Source organism: Pseudomonadota bacterium, from assembly GCA_039815145.1.
GTDB lineage: Bacteria > Pseudomonadota > Gammaproteobacteria > Steroidobacterales > JBCBZW01 > JBCBZW01.
On sequence record JBCBZW010000055.1, the window covers coordinates 1 to 16,542 of the forward strand.

The 16,542-nt window shown below is 63.3% G+C and carries 14 protein-coding genes; 7 read left to right on the forward strand and 7 right to left on the reverse strand.

All coding sequences use genetic code 11. The annotated features are described in order from the left end of the window. Nucleotides 1-205 precede the first annotated feature (205 nt). Nucleotides 206-655, forward strand: coding sequence for a proline racemase family protein (locus tag AAF184_14380; GenBank protein ID MEO0423520.1), 450 nt, complete (start codon nt 206-208; stop codon nt 653-655). 85 nt (nt 656-740) lie between these two features. On the opposite strand, the gene AAF184_14385 is transcribed toward AAF184_14380, so the two are convergent. Together AAF184_14385 and AAF184_14390 are read right to left on the reverse strand one after the other, a co-directional pair. Then, nucleotides 741-1,286 carry an NAD(P)H-dependent oxidoreductase gene (locus AAF184_14385; GenBank protein MEO0423521.1) on the reverse strand — a complete coding sequence of 182 codons (546 nt, stop codon included), beginning with the start codon at nt 1,284-1,286 and terminating at the stop codon, nt 741-743. A 50-nt stretch (nt 1,287-1,336) separates the two neighbouring features. Further along, on the reverse strand, nt 1,337-2,203 hold the full coding sequence (locus AAF184_14390; GenBank protein ID MEO0423522.1) for a pirin family protein: 867 nt from the start codon (nt 2,201-2,203) through the stop codon (nt 1,337-1,339). Between the two features lie 502 nt (nt 2,204-2,705). Between AAF184_14390 and AAF184_14395 the strand changes: the two genes are divergently transcribed. Continuing rightward, complete coding sequence (locus AAF184_14395) at nt 2,706-2,984, forward strand: DUF6515 family protein (GenBank protein ID MEO0423523.1); 279 nt, start codon at nt 2,706-2,708, stop codon at nt 2,982-2,984. 83 nt (nt 2,985-3,067) lie between these two features. On the opposite strand, the gene AAF184_14400 is transcribed toward AAF184_14395, so the two are convergent. The 3 genes from AAF184_14400 to AAF184_14410 are packed head-to-tail and all read right to left on the reverse strand — an operon-like array spanning nt 3,068 to nt 5,914. After that, nucleotides 3,068-3,994, reverse strand: a complete 927-nt coding sequence (locus AAF184_14400) for a methyltransferase domain-containing protein (GenBank protein ID MEO0423524.1) — start codon at nt 3,992-3,994, stop codon at nt 3,068-3,070. After that, on the reverse strand, nt 3,991-4,845 hold the full coding sequence (locus tag AAF184_14405; GenBank protein ID MEO0423525.1) for a class I SAM-dependent methyltransferase: 855 nt from the start codon (nt 4,843-4,845) through the stop codon (nt 3,991-3,993). Before AAF184_14405 ends, AAF184_14400 begins: the two co-directional genes overlap by 4 nt. 46 nt (nt 4,846-4,891) lie before the next feature. Beyond that, nucleotides 4,892-5,914 (reverse strand): phytanoyl-CoA dioxygenase family protein, encoded by a 1,023-nt coding sequence (locus AAF184_14410; GenBank protein MEO0423526.1) that lies wholly within the window; start codon nt 5,912-5,914, stop codon nt 4,892-4,894. Nucleotides 5,915-6,528: 614 nt separating this feature from the next. Between AAF184_14410 and AAF184_14415 the strand changes: the two genes are divergently transcribed. The 4 genes from AAF184_14415 (at nt 6,529) to dbpA (ending at nt 11,528) form a co-directional block, all read left to right on the forward strand. Beyond that, entirely contained in the window at nt 6,529-7,125 is a 597-nt protein-coding gene (locus AAF184_14415) for a rhomboid family intramembrane serine protease (GenBank protein ID MEO0423527.1), read from the forward strand. Nucleotides 7,126-7,225: 100 nt separating this feature from the next. Then, complete coding sequence (locus tag AAF184_14420) at nt 7,226-8,239, forward strand: hypothetical protein (protein MEO0423528.1); 1,014 nt, start codon at nt 7,226-7,228, stop codon at nt 8,237-8,239. Nucleotides 8,240-8,536: 297 nt separating this feature from the next. Further along, nucleotides 8,537-10,129 (forward strand): ABC-F family ATPase, encoded by a 1,593-nt coding sequence (locus AAF184_14425; GenBank protein ID MEO0423529.1) that lies wholly within the window; start codon nt 8,537-8,539, stop codon nt 10,127-10,129. A gap of 13 nt (nt 10,130-10,142) precedes the next feature. Then, nucleotides 10,143-11,528 carry an ATP-dependent RNA helicase DbpA gene (gene dbpA / locus AAF184_14430; GenBank protein MEO0423530.1) on the forward strand — a complete coding sequence of 462 codons (1,386 nt, stop codon included), beginning with the start codon at nt 10,143-10,145 and terminating at the stop codon, nt 11,526-11,528. A gap of 126 nt (nt 11,529-11,654) precedes the next feature. On the opposite strand, the gene AAF184_14435 is transcribed toward dbpA, so the two are convergent. Together AAF184_14435 and AAF184_14440 are read right to left on the reverse strand one after the other, a co-directional pair. Continuing rightward, nucleotides 11,655-13,994 carry a TonB-dependent receptor gene (locus AAF184_14435; protein MEO0423531.1) on the reverse strand — a complete coding sequence of 780 codons (2,340 nt, stop codon included), beginning with the start codon at nt 13,992-13,994 and terminating at the stop codon, nt 11,655-11,657. A 197-nt stretch (nt 13,995-14,191) separates the two neighbouring features. Next, a complete protein-coding gene (locus tag AAF184_14440; GenBank protein MEO0423532.1) occupies nt 14,192-15,346 on the reverse strand; it encodes a muconate cycloisomerase family protein in 1,155 nt (384 codons plus the stop codon). Nucleotides 15,347-15,453: 107 nt separating this feature from the next. Between AAF184_14440 and AAF184_14445 the strand changes: the two genes are divergently transcribed. Further along, the gene (locus AAF184_14445) at nt 15,454-16,347 is read left to right on the forward strand and encodes a LysR family transcriptional regulator (GenBank protein MEO0423533.1); all 894 of its coding nucleotides are present in this window, start codon (nt 15,454-15,456) and stop codon (nt 16,345-16,347) included. Nucleotides 16,348-16,542: the final 195 nt, after the last annotated feature.

The following is a 16,542-nucleotide window of genomic DNA, read 5'->3' on the forward strand; positions in this document are numbered from 1 at the left end:
AAAGCCTAGCCGGGGAATGGGTGACCGGTGATCAGTAACCGCCATGTAAAGGCGATCGATAGACGCACGACAAGCCACCGGTGACCGGTCACGGGTCGCACTTTTCGACCGCTCTACAATGTGGGTTTGCCGTTAAACACGTGTGCCCAGCATTTACGTCCACGCATTTGCAGAATAACGGTCGCGGCACTAAAGTATGCGTCACGTGGAACGTATCGCAATCATTGGCACCGGCATCGCCGGGATGGGCTGCGCCCGCAAACTCCATCCGCATGCGGACCTGACCCTCTATGAACGCGAGCGCTGGATCGGCGGCCACACGAATACGGTGGAAGTGAAGGCAGAAAATGAAGCCGCTCACTCCTCAGCCAAAAAGACCGACGGCGAGGTGGATCGAAGCCCGACCGGCACGGGCGTCAGCGGGCGCCTCGCGCTGCTGCGTGCACGGGAACAGATCGCCGTGGGCGAGACCATCGGTATCGAGAGCATCCTCGGCAGCCGCTTCTACTGTCAGATCGTGGAGGAGCACGATCACGCCGGCGGACTGGGGCCTCAGATCGTTCCGCAGGTGGAGGGTCGCGCCTGGGTCACCGGCGCGACGCAGTGGGTGATCGACCCGGAGGATCCGTTCCGCGCGGGGTTCCTCCTGCGCTGATGCGGATCTTCGGGGCGCAGGCGCCGCGCATCGCGAACTGCACGCGTAGCGCCAGACTGCTCACTCGCGCCGGCCCCGTTCTAGACTAGTGGTCTCTGAGGCTGGCCAACGCGCTATCGAGGCCTGCCAGGTCTACATCCAATTTGAGGGACTGACTGGCTGGATCCCAGGCCTTGGACCAGTTGGCAACACCGTACTTGCCGGTGAGCGTGCTGCCGAAGAATGGGGCTAGCCTTTCGACGGTGCCGAGGACGCCTGCACCGCCGCGTTTGCCCGGCGTCGCCGCGAGCGCCACCATCGGCTTACCCTGCCACACCTTGCTATCAATGCGGCTCATCCAATCGAAGATGTTCTTCCAAGCCGCTGTGAACGATCCATTGTGCTCCGCGAAGGAGACGACGATGGCATCGGCCTCGCCAATTGCATCGAAGAACTTCTGCGCGAGTGGATGGATGCCATCGGCCTGCTCCCGATCGATGGAGTAGATGGGCATTTCAAAGTCGTTGAGATCGAGAACACGCGTGACCGCCCCCGGGATGATGGATGTGGTCAGACGCTGCAGGGCGAACTGAACCAACTGCCCGTTGATCGAGTGTCGGCTGTTGCTTGCAGCGAAGGCGAGTACGTTCATGATCGGCCAATACCTCTGGTTAGGAATCCGGTGAAATCTGCGCGCCCAGGTTAAAACGGAATCCCATCCAAAGTCCCCATCTCGCCCGCCGCATAGCGGTGCTGTGCTTTGGCGATGGCTGCCGCACTGTCGAGTACAAAGGGGCCGCCGTACACCAGCGGCTGCGGCGCGGGTTCGCCACCGAACAGGAAGTAGTCGGCCGCCTGATCCGCCCCTGCTGTCAGCGCGACGGTGCCGGCGTCATCGCCGAGGCGAACGGCTAGACCCGGTCGGTCAAGCGCATGCCGATCGACGCGCGCACCGCCCGTGGCCGATACCGTGTAGACGCCGTACTCGTGATCGGGGTGCGGAAGGGTGATCGACACGGATGAACCGTGGGACACGCGCACATGCGCCATGAGCGAGGGCAGCGCCAGCGGGATGGGCCCGACGTGGCCGCCTAGGGCGCCAGACAACAGGCGAATGTCGGCGCCCTCCTGGCGCCAGGTGGGCATCTCGCTCGCTTGGAACGCTCGGTAAGCGGGCTCAGCGTCCTGCTCAGCGATCGGTAGGCGCGCCCAGATTTGCAGGCCGTGCAGGGTGGTGGCGCGATCCACCAAGTTGCGCTCCGCGTGGAGGATGCCCGCCCCTGCGCGCATCCATTGGGTGCCGCCGTCTTCAATCTTGCCCACATGCCCCTGACTGTCCGTGTGTTCGTTGGCGCCCTGGAGCAGGTAGGTCATCACCTCGATGCCTGCATGGGGGTGGGCCGGCAGCTTTCCTTCAGGCGCATCCACGGGGCCGAAGTGATCGAGAAACACGATCGGGCCTATCGATTGGACATCTGCTGCTGGCAGGGAGCGTCTCACCTGCACGGGCCCGACGAACGCAGCGTTCGCCTGCCAGATCAACGCGTCGGGTCGGCGTGTCAGTGCCATGTGGCGCTCCGGAAAGTCGTAGCCATGGGGTGGCGTGGAGGACATCCTCCATGCCCAACGCCATCTGACCTCACGTGCGAGCACCGATCAATGTGCAGATTTCCGCAGGCAATGCTGCAGAGGACGGCTTGACTTCGACGCACAAGCCGAGGAAAGCGTTGTCGCATGGGCAGGTCAGGGCAGTGTGCCAATTGCAAGGCACGTAGCGCTGATGACGTTCATGACGGCGAAGTCGCCGTCGCCCTTTGCGTGCCGCGGTGCCGCGGTGCCGCGAATATGCACACGGCCTGCGCGCCCCCAGCCTTTTGCTCGGGTGCCGATAGGCTGCAGGCTACAACGCACAAGGCAACAGTGCGTGAGCAGAAGGAGAGACGCGATGAGAGCTAGGCAAGCATTGATCCTCCTAGCAAGTAGCTTCGCCTTAGGGGTGGCGTTCGCTCAACCACCACCTCCACCCAGGCCGCCTGCCGCGCCGCCGGGGGCCGCTGGTGGCGCGCCGTCCGTGCCACCTGGATATCTCAGCGGTCAGCGCCTCAACCGCGCGCCACCGGGGCACCAGCGTGTACTCCACGCGGGGCGTGAATACGTCTTCTACGACGGCCACTTCTACGTCGGCGACGGCGACTCCTACGTGGCGATTGCTCCGCCCCTGGGAGCGGTGGTCCGCCAGCTACCCACCGAGGCCGAACGCGTGGGCAGCCTCTCTCAGCGCATCTATCGCTTTCGAGGGGTGCACTACCGTCGAGTCAGTCAGGGTTATCAGGTCACCTCGGCGCCGTAGGTGGTGCGCGTTCATCAATCACCAGGCTTCGATGAGCTGCGTCGGCCAGGGCCACCGCTCGATCCAGCGGCGCTACGGTCCGATCAACGAGTCGCGGCGAGCGAAGGCTTGGCGGCGTGACCCTGACCCTGCGCCTTGCGGGCCACTAGCCGATTGATGGGCATGGCGAAGGCGCTCGGGCCCGCGGCAAAGTGTGCTTCGAGGGCAGCCAACATGCGCTGCTCGGCAGCGCCAGACAAGACGAAAGCCGCGTAGAAGAACCCGGCGACTACCCTGGCCAGGGCTGGCGGTGGCGCCTCGAGATGCAACACATTCGACTCCACCTGTACGGGGTCTGCATCGAAGTAACGGCTCACCAGGCGCTGCAGCGAGTCGGCACCCCGCACGCGTGCATCGCCTAGCTCAAACTCCCCGTAGCCCGGGTATTCATCGCTCACGGCATCGTATATCAGGTGGTGAACCGCCTCGTAGTTGGTACTCAGGCGCATGTCGCCATCTACGATCGCCGCAAACACCCCGCCGGGGCGCAGCACGCGTGCCACCTCGCCCAGCACAGGCTCCACCGGATCCATCAGGGTCAACGCCCAGTGGCACAGCACCACATCCACGGAACTGTCGTCCAGAAAGTGCAGCTCCTGGGCCATGCCCTGGTGCAGCGACGCACCGGTGCCTGCTAGGCGCTCGCGAGCGAGGTGCAATTCGTGTTCGCTCATATCCACCGCAGTGACGGCCAAGCCGCTGGGTTGGCGCGCGTAGCACAGGGCACTCAACAGGCCACTGCCGCAGGCGAGGTCCAACACATGAGAAGGGCGCTCGCCATCGAGGAGTTCGGCCAGCCACTCATAGCTGTTGCGCCCGGTGCTATCGCGACTGGCATGAGCGCAGGCTTCGGTAAAGCCCGCGTTGTGTCGGTGCACCTCGAGCAGGTGTTCGCGCAGTTCTTGAGGTGTAGGTTGCTGACGCTGACGCAGGCGTTCGGCTAAGCGTGTTTGCGAAGGGTCCACACTCATGCAGGGTGGCCTCGCAGGTCGAAGCTGATCATCTTCACGCTCTGGGGAAAGCACCAACGCCCTGCTTCTCGGCAGCTGCGAAGGTAATCGCCCAGTGGCTCACTGGCGAGCATCTGCGCCAGGGTGATCTCGCCGTCGAATACGCAGCGCTGCAGGTAGCCTTCGGCAAGGCCCGTCTGATCAGTACCGTTGCTGTAGGTAAGATCCTCGCAGGAGCAGCTCACGCCCAGGTCCTCCAGCGTGGCCACGATCTGCTCAGCCGTGGTGTACGGCGCTAGGTCCTCGCCGGGGCGAAGGGCCTGCAGGTAGTGCTCGTAGCAACGGATGTAGTGCCCTGCCGCGTTGCTGTGCGCGATGAATCCGACGCCACGGGTCACCTCGAGGAGTCGCTGCAAGGCCTGTTTGAGCTCGTCCGGCGGAATTGCGTACAACGCATGGGTAGCCCACACCACGTCGAAGCGACCGGCCACGGCTTCCAGTCCCTGCAACGTGGTGACGAACTCATCGGCCAGGTGGAAAGGTGGCGCGAGCTGAACACGGGCTTGGGCGATGGAGAAGGGTGACGGATCGAGCAAGCTGTAGCGAATGGCGTCGACCTTCGAGGTCCGCATGAGCGAGGTGTCGCGCCGCAGGGCGGCGGGAAACTTGCCCGAGCCACACGCTACGTCGAGCAGTTCGAGGGGCCGCTCCCCGGCCTCCTGCTGAAGCGCGCTGAACCAGGCCACCCAGTCACGCGCTTGGGCCAGGTGCTGGTAGTCCACCCAGGCCAACGCGTAGAAGTCTTGCATCTCCTCGCTGCGCTCAGCGCTCCAATGCTCACAGCTGCGTTCGAAGGTCGTACTCAACGGCATGCTCTCAACTCGGTAGATTCGCTAGGAAGGTTGATTTCGCGCCCCTTTAGCGGGGGGCCCAGCACACTGGGTTCAGGGCGCTCGTCGCAAGCTGTCCCGGCTCTACGCCAGGCATGAACTTGCGCCAGTCCCCGGACACCATCGTCGGGTCGTCGCGCACACGTGCGCCATCGGCGAAGTAGGTGTTGGCGAGCACCACTCGATGGTGCGCAGTGTGATTCGCACCTGCCGTGTGGAAGCTCAGGTTGTGGTGGAAGCTCACCTCGCCGAGGTTGAAGGCGCTATCGTCCACCTCCACGCCGGCCTCGCGAAAGACCTCACCGACGCGCCGATCGTAGCTCGTATCAAACTTGTTGAAGGGCACATCGCGGACCAACTTCCATGCGTCTATCGGTTTGGCGAAGGCGAGCGGCCCCATCGCACGCGAGATGGCTTGGGCCGGTATCCAGGCAGTGACCACATCGTGCGTGGCGAGGGGGAAGTGATGATCATCATGGTGCCAGGGCGTGCGTCCGCAGCCGGGCTCCTTGTTCATCAGGTTGTCGTGATACAAACGCACAGCAGGCACGCCGAGCAATTCACTGGCGATGCCTGCGATGCGGGGACTCAGCACGAAGGCGCGAATGAGCGCGTTTTGCAGCCATACGAGTTCCAGGCTGCGAAAGCGCCCCGACTCTGCCGTGACCTCGGCGTCAGCGGGAAAGGCGTCGCCGAGTAGGCGGATCATCTCCCGACGCAGGGTAGCGGCGGCGCCGGCGGTCAGCACGCCCGGCAGCTTCACGTAGCCGTCGCGACGAAACGCAGCGACCTGCTGATCCGAAAGAGCATAGGGCCGGCCTAGAGACGCCGCGAGGGTGCTGGGCCCTTCCACGGCAGCGTCATCATCGGGCAGCGGCACATCGGTGACGCCCGTGTCCGGCGACGGGGCGTAGGAGGGTAAGGGCTCGGCGAGCGAGACGTACCAATCCCACCACGCCTGATTGTCCTGTTCCCACGCTTGCGCGATGTCGTCGCGCGCGGCGTTCTCGCCGATAAGCAAAGGGTGTCGAGCGCCTGGCGATGTACTCATTCGGTGAACTCCTAGGGCACGGTTAGGGTGCCGACCGCGCGAACGCCGGGCGTAAGCGAGGTCAGGTGAGAGCGAGGCGCGACAACGGACTTGCGCCCATAGCTGATCGCTTACGAATGGCACCAAAGGCGCGAGTGATCGGACGCGCTAGGCGGGTGTGCGGTGCGCACGTCACAGAGCATGACGCGCAGTGCAGTCGAATGGTGACCCGGGCGGATAGGGCGGCCGCACGTGCGATATCCCGTGGCAACATTGTCACGAGCTTGGGCCGCCTAAGTGAGAGACTATAGCAAAAATCGAGGAACGCGGTTGGGTCTTTGCGAATCGCGACGCCCCTGCCCGGTAGTAGCGGTACCCCGCTTCATCTATGCCTCGGGGCGAGATTTTAGCTTTTCGGGTATGGTCTCCAGCGGGCTGTATGAGCACCCTGCCCTTCGATCAAGCTATCGTGAGTTCCTTGGTGGGGGGTGCAGCGATGGTCACCTTTTCCCCCACAATCGCGGTTGCCGGCCTGAACTCGGCAGCTTTCGAAGCGGTTAGCTCCGAGTTTCCAGCCGAAGCCCTACGCAACAAGCCGGCGTGCTAGCGCGCCGCGCCCTGGTCCAGACACCCAGATGAAATCGCGCCTACTCCCCTACTGCACGTTGTTTCTGTCGCTACTCACTGTCGGCGCATCACTTTGGGTAGCGCAAGAGGTTACCGGCTCGCTGTTGGGGAAGGTCACCGTCATCCAGTTGGAGCGGTACGGTGGTGTGACCTTCGATCACCTCCGGCGCCTTGAGATTTGGCGCCTTGTCGCAGCACAACTCATTCATGCGAAGCAGCTGCACATGATCTACAACGTCCTCTCCTTGCTACTGCTGGGTATGTTCATTGAGCGTCACGTTGGCTTTGCTAGATTCTTCGTCCTTTGGTTGCTGCCAGGTGCTGCCGGCACGCTGCTGAGCACACTCTTCGTCGAACCGCCGTGGAACGTAGGCACCGGGGCATCCCAGGCCGTGATGGGCATCGCGGCCTTCGGCCTGTTGCTGATGTATCGCGGAGTGGATCCGTCCCGGGGCCTCAAAGCTGCGATTGCCTTCGCACTGATACCTGCGTTAGCACTCGATCTGGCCTTCGCTCACTATCCAAAGCCTGGCCACCTGCTGGGATTCTTGGGCGGCTTGGCGCTCGGCGGCCACTACTATCAAAGGCAAGCGGCTGCAACGTAGCGTATGGCTGCTGAGTGAAGCGGGGTTGACAGCGTGGAGTCAAGAGGAGCACCGTCCTTGAAGGCCAGTCTACTACTAGCTACTAACAAAGAGGCTCAACATGTCCGCTCCCGAACTCGCCAGAAAGTCCTATTTCACGGCATCGCCGATCCACCGGTTTCCAACAGGGGCGCACTTCGGAACGGCGGGGCAGAGCGACTTTTACGACTTGACTGCGGTCCCCGAAATGCAGTTCAACCTGATGTTCCTGGTCGTTAAGACGCCTGATGCTTACTTCTTGCGCGTGACACCTGTCGGCTCACTCACAGTCGGTGAAAAATCGCATCTGCAGGACGATCCATGGTGCAAGGGGTGGTTCAGACGAGAGATCTATTTCGAGCATGGCCCGAAAACGGATGAGAATAACGAGACTCGAGTCATTCGACTTGCGGCGGCGCCGGGCACACCGAATGAACAGCATCAGTACACGGTTAGAACCCAAACAGGGATACAACTCGGACTGGACAAGGACGGTCCCTCGGTGGGGTTGAACGCCGGACGAGAGACCACGCTTCAGCAAGTCACAAGCGATTTCGGAGTGGACAAGCAACTGCAAGGCCAGATGGTCGGTTGGTCGTATTTCCTGCGGACAGCCATCGATGTGTGGGGCAACAAGCACCGGGTGGAACTTACGCGGAGCTACGACCTCAAGTACGAGTCACAACTTCGCCATGGTTGGTTTGACGACAAAAACGGCGTACTTCTTGGAATACCCAACATTGCTTGGAACGCGCTGACGCTCAGCACTGATGCCGCTGTCTATTTCGAGACCATCTATCGGCTACCAATCCCAGAGGAAGGTGATCCCTACTCCGTTCCGTGGTTCTTCGGTTGCTCGCAGAACCTCTGGGCGCTGCGATCTGCTGTGCGGCTGTCGGGCGGGACATCTCGTGTGCTGAGTGTCGGTGGGGCGGTCACTCTGAACGTAGGGCATGAGGGTATCAACTTCTCCGGTGGGGGGGCCTTGCAATCGAATAACAAACAGGACGCCACTGACGAGGACCCCCAGCTGTATATCCCACAAACGAAGGCAATGACGGCGCTGGATACGCTAAGGGACGAGCTATTCAGCTGAAGTCACCAATGGCGTAAGGGCAGCATCTCCTCGGGCCGGTAGCAGCGGTAGGTTCCCCGTTGCTATCGCGCCCCGAAACACCGGGGAACAGAATCCAATCTCAAGCGCGGATGCATCAACAATCCGCCAGTGGGATAGCGCGCGCGGCCCACGAGCAAAACGAGGCTAGCTCCGACGCGCCGGCGAGACCTCCCTCTCGCCGCCCAGGGAACTGCGGTATCCTTCCGCCGCCCCCAGGCCCGCGGCCACGTGTCGCCGCGACCGCCCTCCTCTATCCGATCCCGCGTGGTTTTTCCTGTGATTTCAACGTCCAACCTGTCGATTCAGTTCGATGCCAAGCCGCTGTTCGAGGACATCTCCGTCAGCTTCGGCAATGGCCATCGCTACGGTCTCATCGGCGCCAACGGCTGCGGAAAGTCGACCTTCATGAAGATTCTCGCGGGTGAACTCGAGCCGACCCACGGCAACGTCTCTATCCCGCCGCACGTGCGCCTGGGGCAGCTCTCTCAGGACCAGTTCGCGTACGAGCAATACCGCGTGCTCGACGCGGTAATGCTCGGCTACAAGCGGCTGTGGGAAGTGATGCAGGAGCGCGAACGCCTCTATGCTTTGCCCGAGATGACCGAAGAGGAAGGTATGCGGGTGGGCGAGCTCGAAGCTGAGTTCGCTGAGTTGGATGGATATTCAGCCGAATCGCGCGCCGGCGAACTGCTGGAAGGCGTCGGCATCTCCGTCGATCTGCACGAGGGGCCGATGAGCGAGATCGCGCCGGGCTGGAAGCTGCGCGTGTTGCTGGCGCAAGCGCTGTTCGCCGATCCCGACATCCTGCTGCTCGACGAGCCCACCAACAACCTGGATATCAATACGATTCGCTGGCTGGAGGAATTCCTCGAGACGCGTCAGTCCACCATGATCATCATCAGCCACGATCGTCACTTTCTGAACACCGTGTGCACGCACATGGCCGATCTGGATTACGGCCGCCTGCAGCTGTTCCCCGGCAACTACGACGAGTACATGACCGCGGCCACGCAGGCGCGCGAGCGGCTGCACGCAGACAACGCCAAGAAGAAGGTGAAGATGGCTGAGCTGCAGAGTTTCGTCAGCCGCTTCTCCGCCAACGCCTCCAAGGCGCGCCAGGCCACCTCCCGGGCACGTCAGTTGGAGAAGATTCAGCTCGAGGACGTCAAACCGTCGAGCCGCGTCAGTCCCTTCATTCGCTTCGAACAGGAAAAACCTCTGCGCCGTCTGGCGGTGGAAGCGACGCGGCTGACCAAGGGGTTCGAAGAAGGGCCGCTGTTCCAGGACTTAAGCCTGACCGTGGAAGCCGGTAGCAAGGTGGCCATCATCGGCCCCAACGGTATTGGTAAATCGACGCTGCTACGTTGCCTGATGCAGCGGATCGACCTCGATCACGGTGAAGTGAAGTGGGCCGAGAATGCGAGCATCGGCTACTTTGCTCAGGATCCGGCCATCGAGTTCCCGAACGACGTAAGCCTGTTCGAGTGGATGTCGCAATGGCAGCCCAAGGGCGCTGATGAGCAGGTGATTCGCGCGACGCTCGGGCGCATGCTGTTCTCGCGAGACGATAGCGAGAAATCTGTGCACGTGGTCTCCGGCGGCGAACAGCGGCGCCTGATGTTCGGCAAGCTGATCTTGCAGTCACCGAACGTGATGATCCTGGATGAGCCGACCAACCACCTCGACATGGAGTCCATCGAAGCGCTCAATCTGGCGCTGGAACATTATGCGGGCACGCTGATCTTCGTCAGCCATGACCGGGACTTCGTGTCGTCGCTGGCCACGAGAGTGATCGACATGACACCCACGGGGATCGTCGACCACGGTGGCACCTACGAGGAGTACCTGCGACACAAGCTCGCGGCCTAGGGAACTACACGGGATGCCCGACACTGCTCCCTTCAGCTCCCTGAATCTCCGCCCGCCCCTACTCGCCAGCCTCGCCGACCACGGCTACACCAACATGACGCTGGTGCAAGCCCAGGCCCTGCCGCACCTGCTGCAGGGCGCCGATGTGCTGGCGCGCGCGAAGACTGGCAGCGGCAAGACCGCGGCGTTTGCCCTCACCTTGCTCAACAAGCTGGAGGTGAGCGCGTTTCGCACCCAGGCCTTGGTCCTATGCCCCACACGGGAGTTGGCCGACCAGGTTGCCAAGGAGACTCGCGCCCTCGCCCGCGCCATCCCCAACGTCAAGACGCTCACCGTGTGTGGCGGCGCCCCGCTCGGCCCCCAAACCGCCTCCCTGCGGCGCAGCCCTCACATCATCGTGGGCACGCCCGGGCGGGTGCTCAAGCACCTACGCAAGCAGAGCATCTCCCTCACAGACCTCGCCACGTTGGTGCTGGACGAGGCCGATCGCATGTTGGACATGGGGTTTGCCGAGGAGCTCGACGCCATCTTGACCTTTGTACCCAAGCAGCGCCAAACGCTGCTGTTCAGCGCTACCTACCCGCAGAGCATCGCCGCGGTAAGCCGGCGGATTCAGCGAAGCCCGGTGACCGTGGATGTCACCGACGATGAGCGCCCCGCGCAGATCCAGCAGCTCTGGACCACCGTCACACGCGAAGATCGAAGCGATGCCTTAGTACGTTCGCTGCGGGCATGGGGTGGCGCGCTGAACCTGGTGTTTTGCAACACCAAGGCGGACTGTGCCGCCGTGACCAAGCATCTGCGCGCCCACGACATCGTGGCACTCGCCCTGCATGGTGATCTCGACCAAAGCGAACGCAATGAAGTGCTGGTGCGCTTCGCCAACCGCAGCGCCCCGGTGCTGGTGGCCACGGATGTGGCCGCGCGTGGCCTGGACGTGAAGGACCTGGATGCGGTGTTCAACTACGAGCTGCCGAAGCAGGCCGAGGTGTATGTGCATCGCATCGGCCGCACGGGACGAGCCGGTAAGCAGGGCGTGGCCGTGAGCTTGGTCGAGGAGCGGGAGGCATGGCGCTGGGAGCACATCGAGGAAGCTTTGCCTGACGCTTTTCCTACGCATTGCCGCATTCCAGACGCCAAGCCGGGCGCGGGTAAGCTGCGGCCCAGCATGGTGACCTTGCAGATCAGTGGAGGGCGTAAGCACAAGCTTCGCCCTGGCGATCTGCTCGGCGCGCTCACGGCGGAAGGTGGCATCACCAGTGAGGCCGTAGGTGCTATCGACCTGTTCGATACCTACGGCTTTGTGGCCGTGCGAAAGGCGGATTCGTCGGCAGCGCTGCAGCAGCTTAGGAATCGGCCGATCAAGGGCAAGAAGTTCCGGGCGCGCCTGCGTAGGTAGCGGCCCCCTGAGATTGGTGAGAACCGAATTCCGCCCAACGATGCGCCCTGATTTGAACGATAGTCACAAGCACCCTACGCGCCGAGCACCGTAGATCGTCTCGGCGACGGAGGGTTGTGACCGGCGTCAGTAGCGCATGGCGAACTGCACCCGTAGCTCCCGCGGCGCGTTCGGCGTCACGAAGCGGGACGGCCCTGCCTCCAGGCCCCACGCCAGCACGTGCTGCTCGGTGAGGTTCTTACCGATGAGCGACACCGTATAGCGACCGTCCTGCGAGCCTAAGGAGAGGTTGGCGTTGAGCAGGGCGTACTCCTCCTGCGCCAGCGACTCGAAGTAGCTGAGCTCCGTGTAGTAGCGGCTCGAGTAGCTCACGTCCGCGCGGCCGGTGAAGATCCAATCGCCGACGATGGGCTCGCTCTCGTACTCCACGAAGAGCGCGCCCTTGAACTCCGGCGCAAAGATGAGGGGAATACCTTCGAAGTTACATAGGTCGCCCTCAATGAACCCTCCGACCTCGGGACAGGTGGCCGAGGCGCCGGGGAAGTCGTCGTAGGTCGCGTCCGTGTAGGCGAAGTTGCCGCCGAGGGTCCAGCCGGCGGCGAGATCCAGCACGGCGTCGACCTCGACCCCCTGGCTGACGGCTTCCGCCGCGTTCTGCACCTCGAAGGACACGGTCGGCCCCGGCAGCGCCCGAGCCACCTGCAGATCCTCGAGATCCACGTGGTAGAACGCCAGGTTGGCCCTCAGGCGACCGGCCAGGAACGTGCCCTTGATCCCCAACTCGTAGGCCGTGGCCAACTCCGCATCGAAGTCCTGATCCTCCTGCGGTCGATCGCTGAAGCCACCCGTCTTGTGACCCTGGCTGATGGAGGCGTAGAGCGACAGGTCGTCGGTGGGTTCGAAGCGCAGGGTGAAGGACGGCGTGAAGCGATCCTCATCGCGGGTCAGGTTGAAGTCCAACTCCTCCGTGCCCGGCAAGGCGGGGTCCACGTTCGGGTCACCGTTGTAGGCGACCGTGCGGCTGAAGAAACTGAAGTCCTTCTCCTCGTAGGAGTAGCGGCCGCCGATGATCGCCGACCAGCGATCGTCGAAGCGGTAGCGCAGCTGACCGAACACGGCGATGGTCTCCGTGTCCTGGCTCCAATCCTCGTTGAGCGTGTTCGGCGGCGGGCCCCCGCCTAAGAACGCAGGCACGTTGGTGTCGTCGTTCTGCAAGCGCGTCACGCTGCTGTTCTCGTAGAAGGCGCCCACGATGTAGTCGAACTTGGCGAACTCCTCGGAGGTGAAGCGCAGCTCCTGGGTGAAGCCCTCGAAGTCCTCGTCGCGGATGGCGCGGAAGGCGCCGCCCGCCACGCCGCCGTCCACGGCCACGAAGCGGTGGACGAAGTCGTAGGCCTGGAAAGCGGAGATCGAGCGCAGCTCTCCCACCTCGCCCAGCTGGTGTGCGATGTTGAGGGTGAGGTTCGTGTGGTCCTGATCGCGCTCGGGGCAGAAAGTCGTGCCCTCGATCTCGGCGGTGCAGTCGATGTAGCTGGTGAAGTCACGGTCGAAGGTGAAGGCGGGATTGAAGGCCTGGAAGGCCTCCACCGGGGGGCCGGCGACCACCTCGGAGGGCGTTTGCCCCTCCTCATCGAAGGCCGTGTGCTCGAGCTTGAAGTCCACCTGGGTGTTGTCGCCGGCATCCCAGCGGAGCTTCAGACGTGCGCCGTAGTCGTCGCGCGTGCCGCCGTCGGGACCCGGGGCTTCGTTGCGGATGTAGCCGTCGCGCGTGCGGTAGAGCACGGCGACGCGCGCACTCACCGTGTCGGACAGCGGACTGCTCACGAAGGCCTCGGCCCCGAAGGCGCCACCGGTGGTGCTGAAGTCGCTTCCGAAGGTGTTCAGAGACGCGTCGAATTCGCTCGTGGGATCGCCCGTGTTGATGATCATCGCACCGGCGATCGTGTTCTTGCCGAACAAGGTGCCCTGGGGGCCGCGCACCACCTCGACGTTGGACACATCGAGCAAGGGGTGCAGGTTGACCGCGGCGCGGGAGATGTACACGTCGTCGATGAACCGGCCTACCGATTGCTCTATCGAGTGGGTCGTGCCGGACCCGATACCTCTCACGTAGAGGTTGGGCAGGATGCTGGCGTCGGAGAACTCGAAGTTGGGCAGGTAGCGGGACAGCTCACCCACATCGAACACGCCGGTCTTCTGAATCGTGTCCGATCCGATGGACGAGACAGACACTGGCACATCTTGGATCGACTCGACCCGGCGCGTCGCGGACACCGTGATCTCCTCGATCGCGCCTGCGCTACGGGCCGCCTCATCCCCCTGCTGGGCCGCGCCCGTCGAGGGCAGGGTGAGTACTGCCACCAGCAGCAGCACTCCGAGCCTCACGGACAGCCCAGGGCGCGCCGAAGCGTGCGCAAGACCATTCTTGCTTACGCGGAAGATCGACCAACAAGCGAACGTATTCATAAGGTTACTCCCCACCTCTCGTGGCGATGAGTTTTAGCGAAATCGATTGATACGATCTAATACTTTCTGGGGGGCTCCTCCATACGCTATCTGCATGAATATTGAGCCCTGCGAATGCCCCAGACACAGGTAAGCCTCGCCGAGAGACGACGATCAGCCTTGCTATCGAAACGACTAACTACGCGTCGACGTCCGACTCAACCTGACGTGCGCGTGTACTCCTTGACGCGGTCTTCATCGAGCTCGACCCCGAGGCCAGGACCATCGGGCAAGTAAGCCCCACCATCGGCATAGCGAATCGGGGCGCGAACGATGTCCTGCGCCAGCAGCAGCGGGCCGATGGTCTCGCCCCCGAGCGGCAAGGACGGCAGCGTCGCCCCCAGATGCAGGCTGGCCGCAGTCCCGATGGACGTTTCCAGGAAGGTGCCGAGGTAGGAGGTGATGCCCGCGGCGTCGGCCATCTGCGCCGTCGCGCGCGTGCGCATGAGGCCACCCGCCTTCATCAACTTCAGGGAGACGACGTCGCCCGCGTCCAAGCGAATCGCCTGCACCATGTCCTGCGGCGACAGCACACTCTCATCCAACATCAACGGGGCGCAGGCGCTACCGCGCAAACGGGCCATGGCCTGGAGGTTCCAGCGCGGCACGGGCTGTTCGATGAGATCGATCGCGTCGTCCTCGAGCTGCTTGAACGCCCCACGCGCCTCGGCCTCGGTCCACGCCTCGTTGGGATCGATGCGAAGCGACGCGCCGCGCGTCCTCGCCGCAGCCGCGAGCGCCTGCACACGCCGCAGATCCTCATCGATCGGCATCATGCCCATCTTCACCTTGAAGGCGCTTGCCGCGCCGCGCTCGAGCATGCTGTCCATCTCGGCGACGTCCGCATCGAAATCACCGGACGCCAGCGGCCAGGCCATCGCCACATGATCCCGCACCCGCCCACCTAGCAAATTGCACACGGGGGTGCCGAGGAGCTTGCCGATCAGATCCATCGCGGCGATCTCGATCGCCGCCTTGGCGAAGCTGTTGCCCCTGGCCGTACGGTCGAGGAGCGCGAGGGTCTCCGACAGGCGGAAGACGTCTCGGTCCAGGAGCTGTGGCGCAAAGTAGTGATCGATCATCGATCGGATGGTCTCGACGCTATCGCCACTCCACCACGGCCCGCACGGCGTGACCGCCTCACCGAGTCCCTCGGTGCCGCAGCGCGTGCGCAGGCGAACGAGGACGATGCTCTGGTGCCGCGCCTGGAAGCGCGCGAAGGTCTGCAATCGTCGAAACGGCAGATCGATGATCGCCGTCTGCACATCGCTGATGGGCGATGAGTGATCTACGCGCAGCGCTGATTCCGCCACGGCGGCTCCTAGTGAGGGGACTTGCGCGACGACTCTGGCAGATCGAAGGCTTGCGGTAAAATGCTAACGAAGGCACCATTCGATACGCTTTTCGCATGGAGTCACGGATGGAGTTTCGCCAGCTAAGGTATTTCGTGGCCGTGGCCGAGGAAGGCAACATCGGTAACGCGGCGAGGCGCTTGAACGTCTCCCAACCGCCGGTGAGCCGACAGATCCAAGCCCTCGAGTACCACCTGCAAGCCCAGCTGCTCATCCGCACCGCGAAGGGCGTCACCCTCACCGATGCGGGCCACACGTTCCTCGAAGATGCGAGGAAGATCCTGGCCCAGGCCGATCGCGCCAAGGAACGCACGATGGCGGCGGACAAGGGCGAAATCGGCCGTCTCGACGTGGCCTTTTTCGGGTCCGTGATCTACCAGTGGGTGCCGAACGCCCTCAAGAGCTTCCGCCAGGCCGTGCCCGATGCGGAAGTATCCCTCACGCGCATGGGCAAGGCGGCGCAACTCACCGCCATACGCGATGGGCGCATCCATGTAGGGGTCGGCCGTTACTACATCGAAACGCCAGGCATCAAGATGGAGAAGCTTGGCGAGGAAGCGGTATTTCTCGTGGTTTCCCGCGATAATCGCGCTGAACTCGGGGAGAGCGTCACTTTCAGCGAGGTGCGTCATCTGCCGCTCGTGCTCTTCCCCCACGGCGGGCGCCCAAGCTTCGCAGATCTCGTCGTGGGCGCGTTTCGCAACGCCAACGTGGAACCCCGCATCGCCGCCACCGCCGAAGACGTCACCTCCGCCCTGGCCCTCACCGCGCTCGGCGAGGTGTGTTGCATCGTGCCGGAGTCCGTCGCGGCCCTGCGCTTCCCCAATCTGCGGTTCATCCGCCTCGAGGAATCGAGCGTGAGACCGCCTATCAACATTGTGTACCGCGATCAAAAGCGTGCGCCGGTCCTGCAAGCCTTCCTCAGCACCCTGCGCCGGGCGCCGCTCAGCGACTCCAGCTGACCGCCGGCCGACGCCTTACCGCCCGCAGCGGCGGCTATGGCCGCCCACGTACGAGCGGCATCTGATAGCGCTGGCGCCGATGAACCAAGCATTGCCGCCTAAGGGCGAACACGACGACGCCTCATACCCATCACGCATACATTTCTTACCTAGAAAGTATTTGTAGGTATGACTCTGCTTGGATAGCGTGCAGGG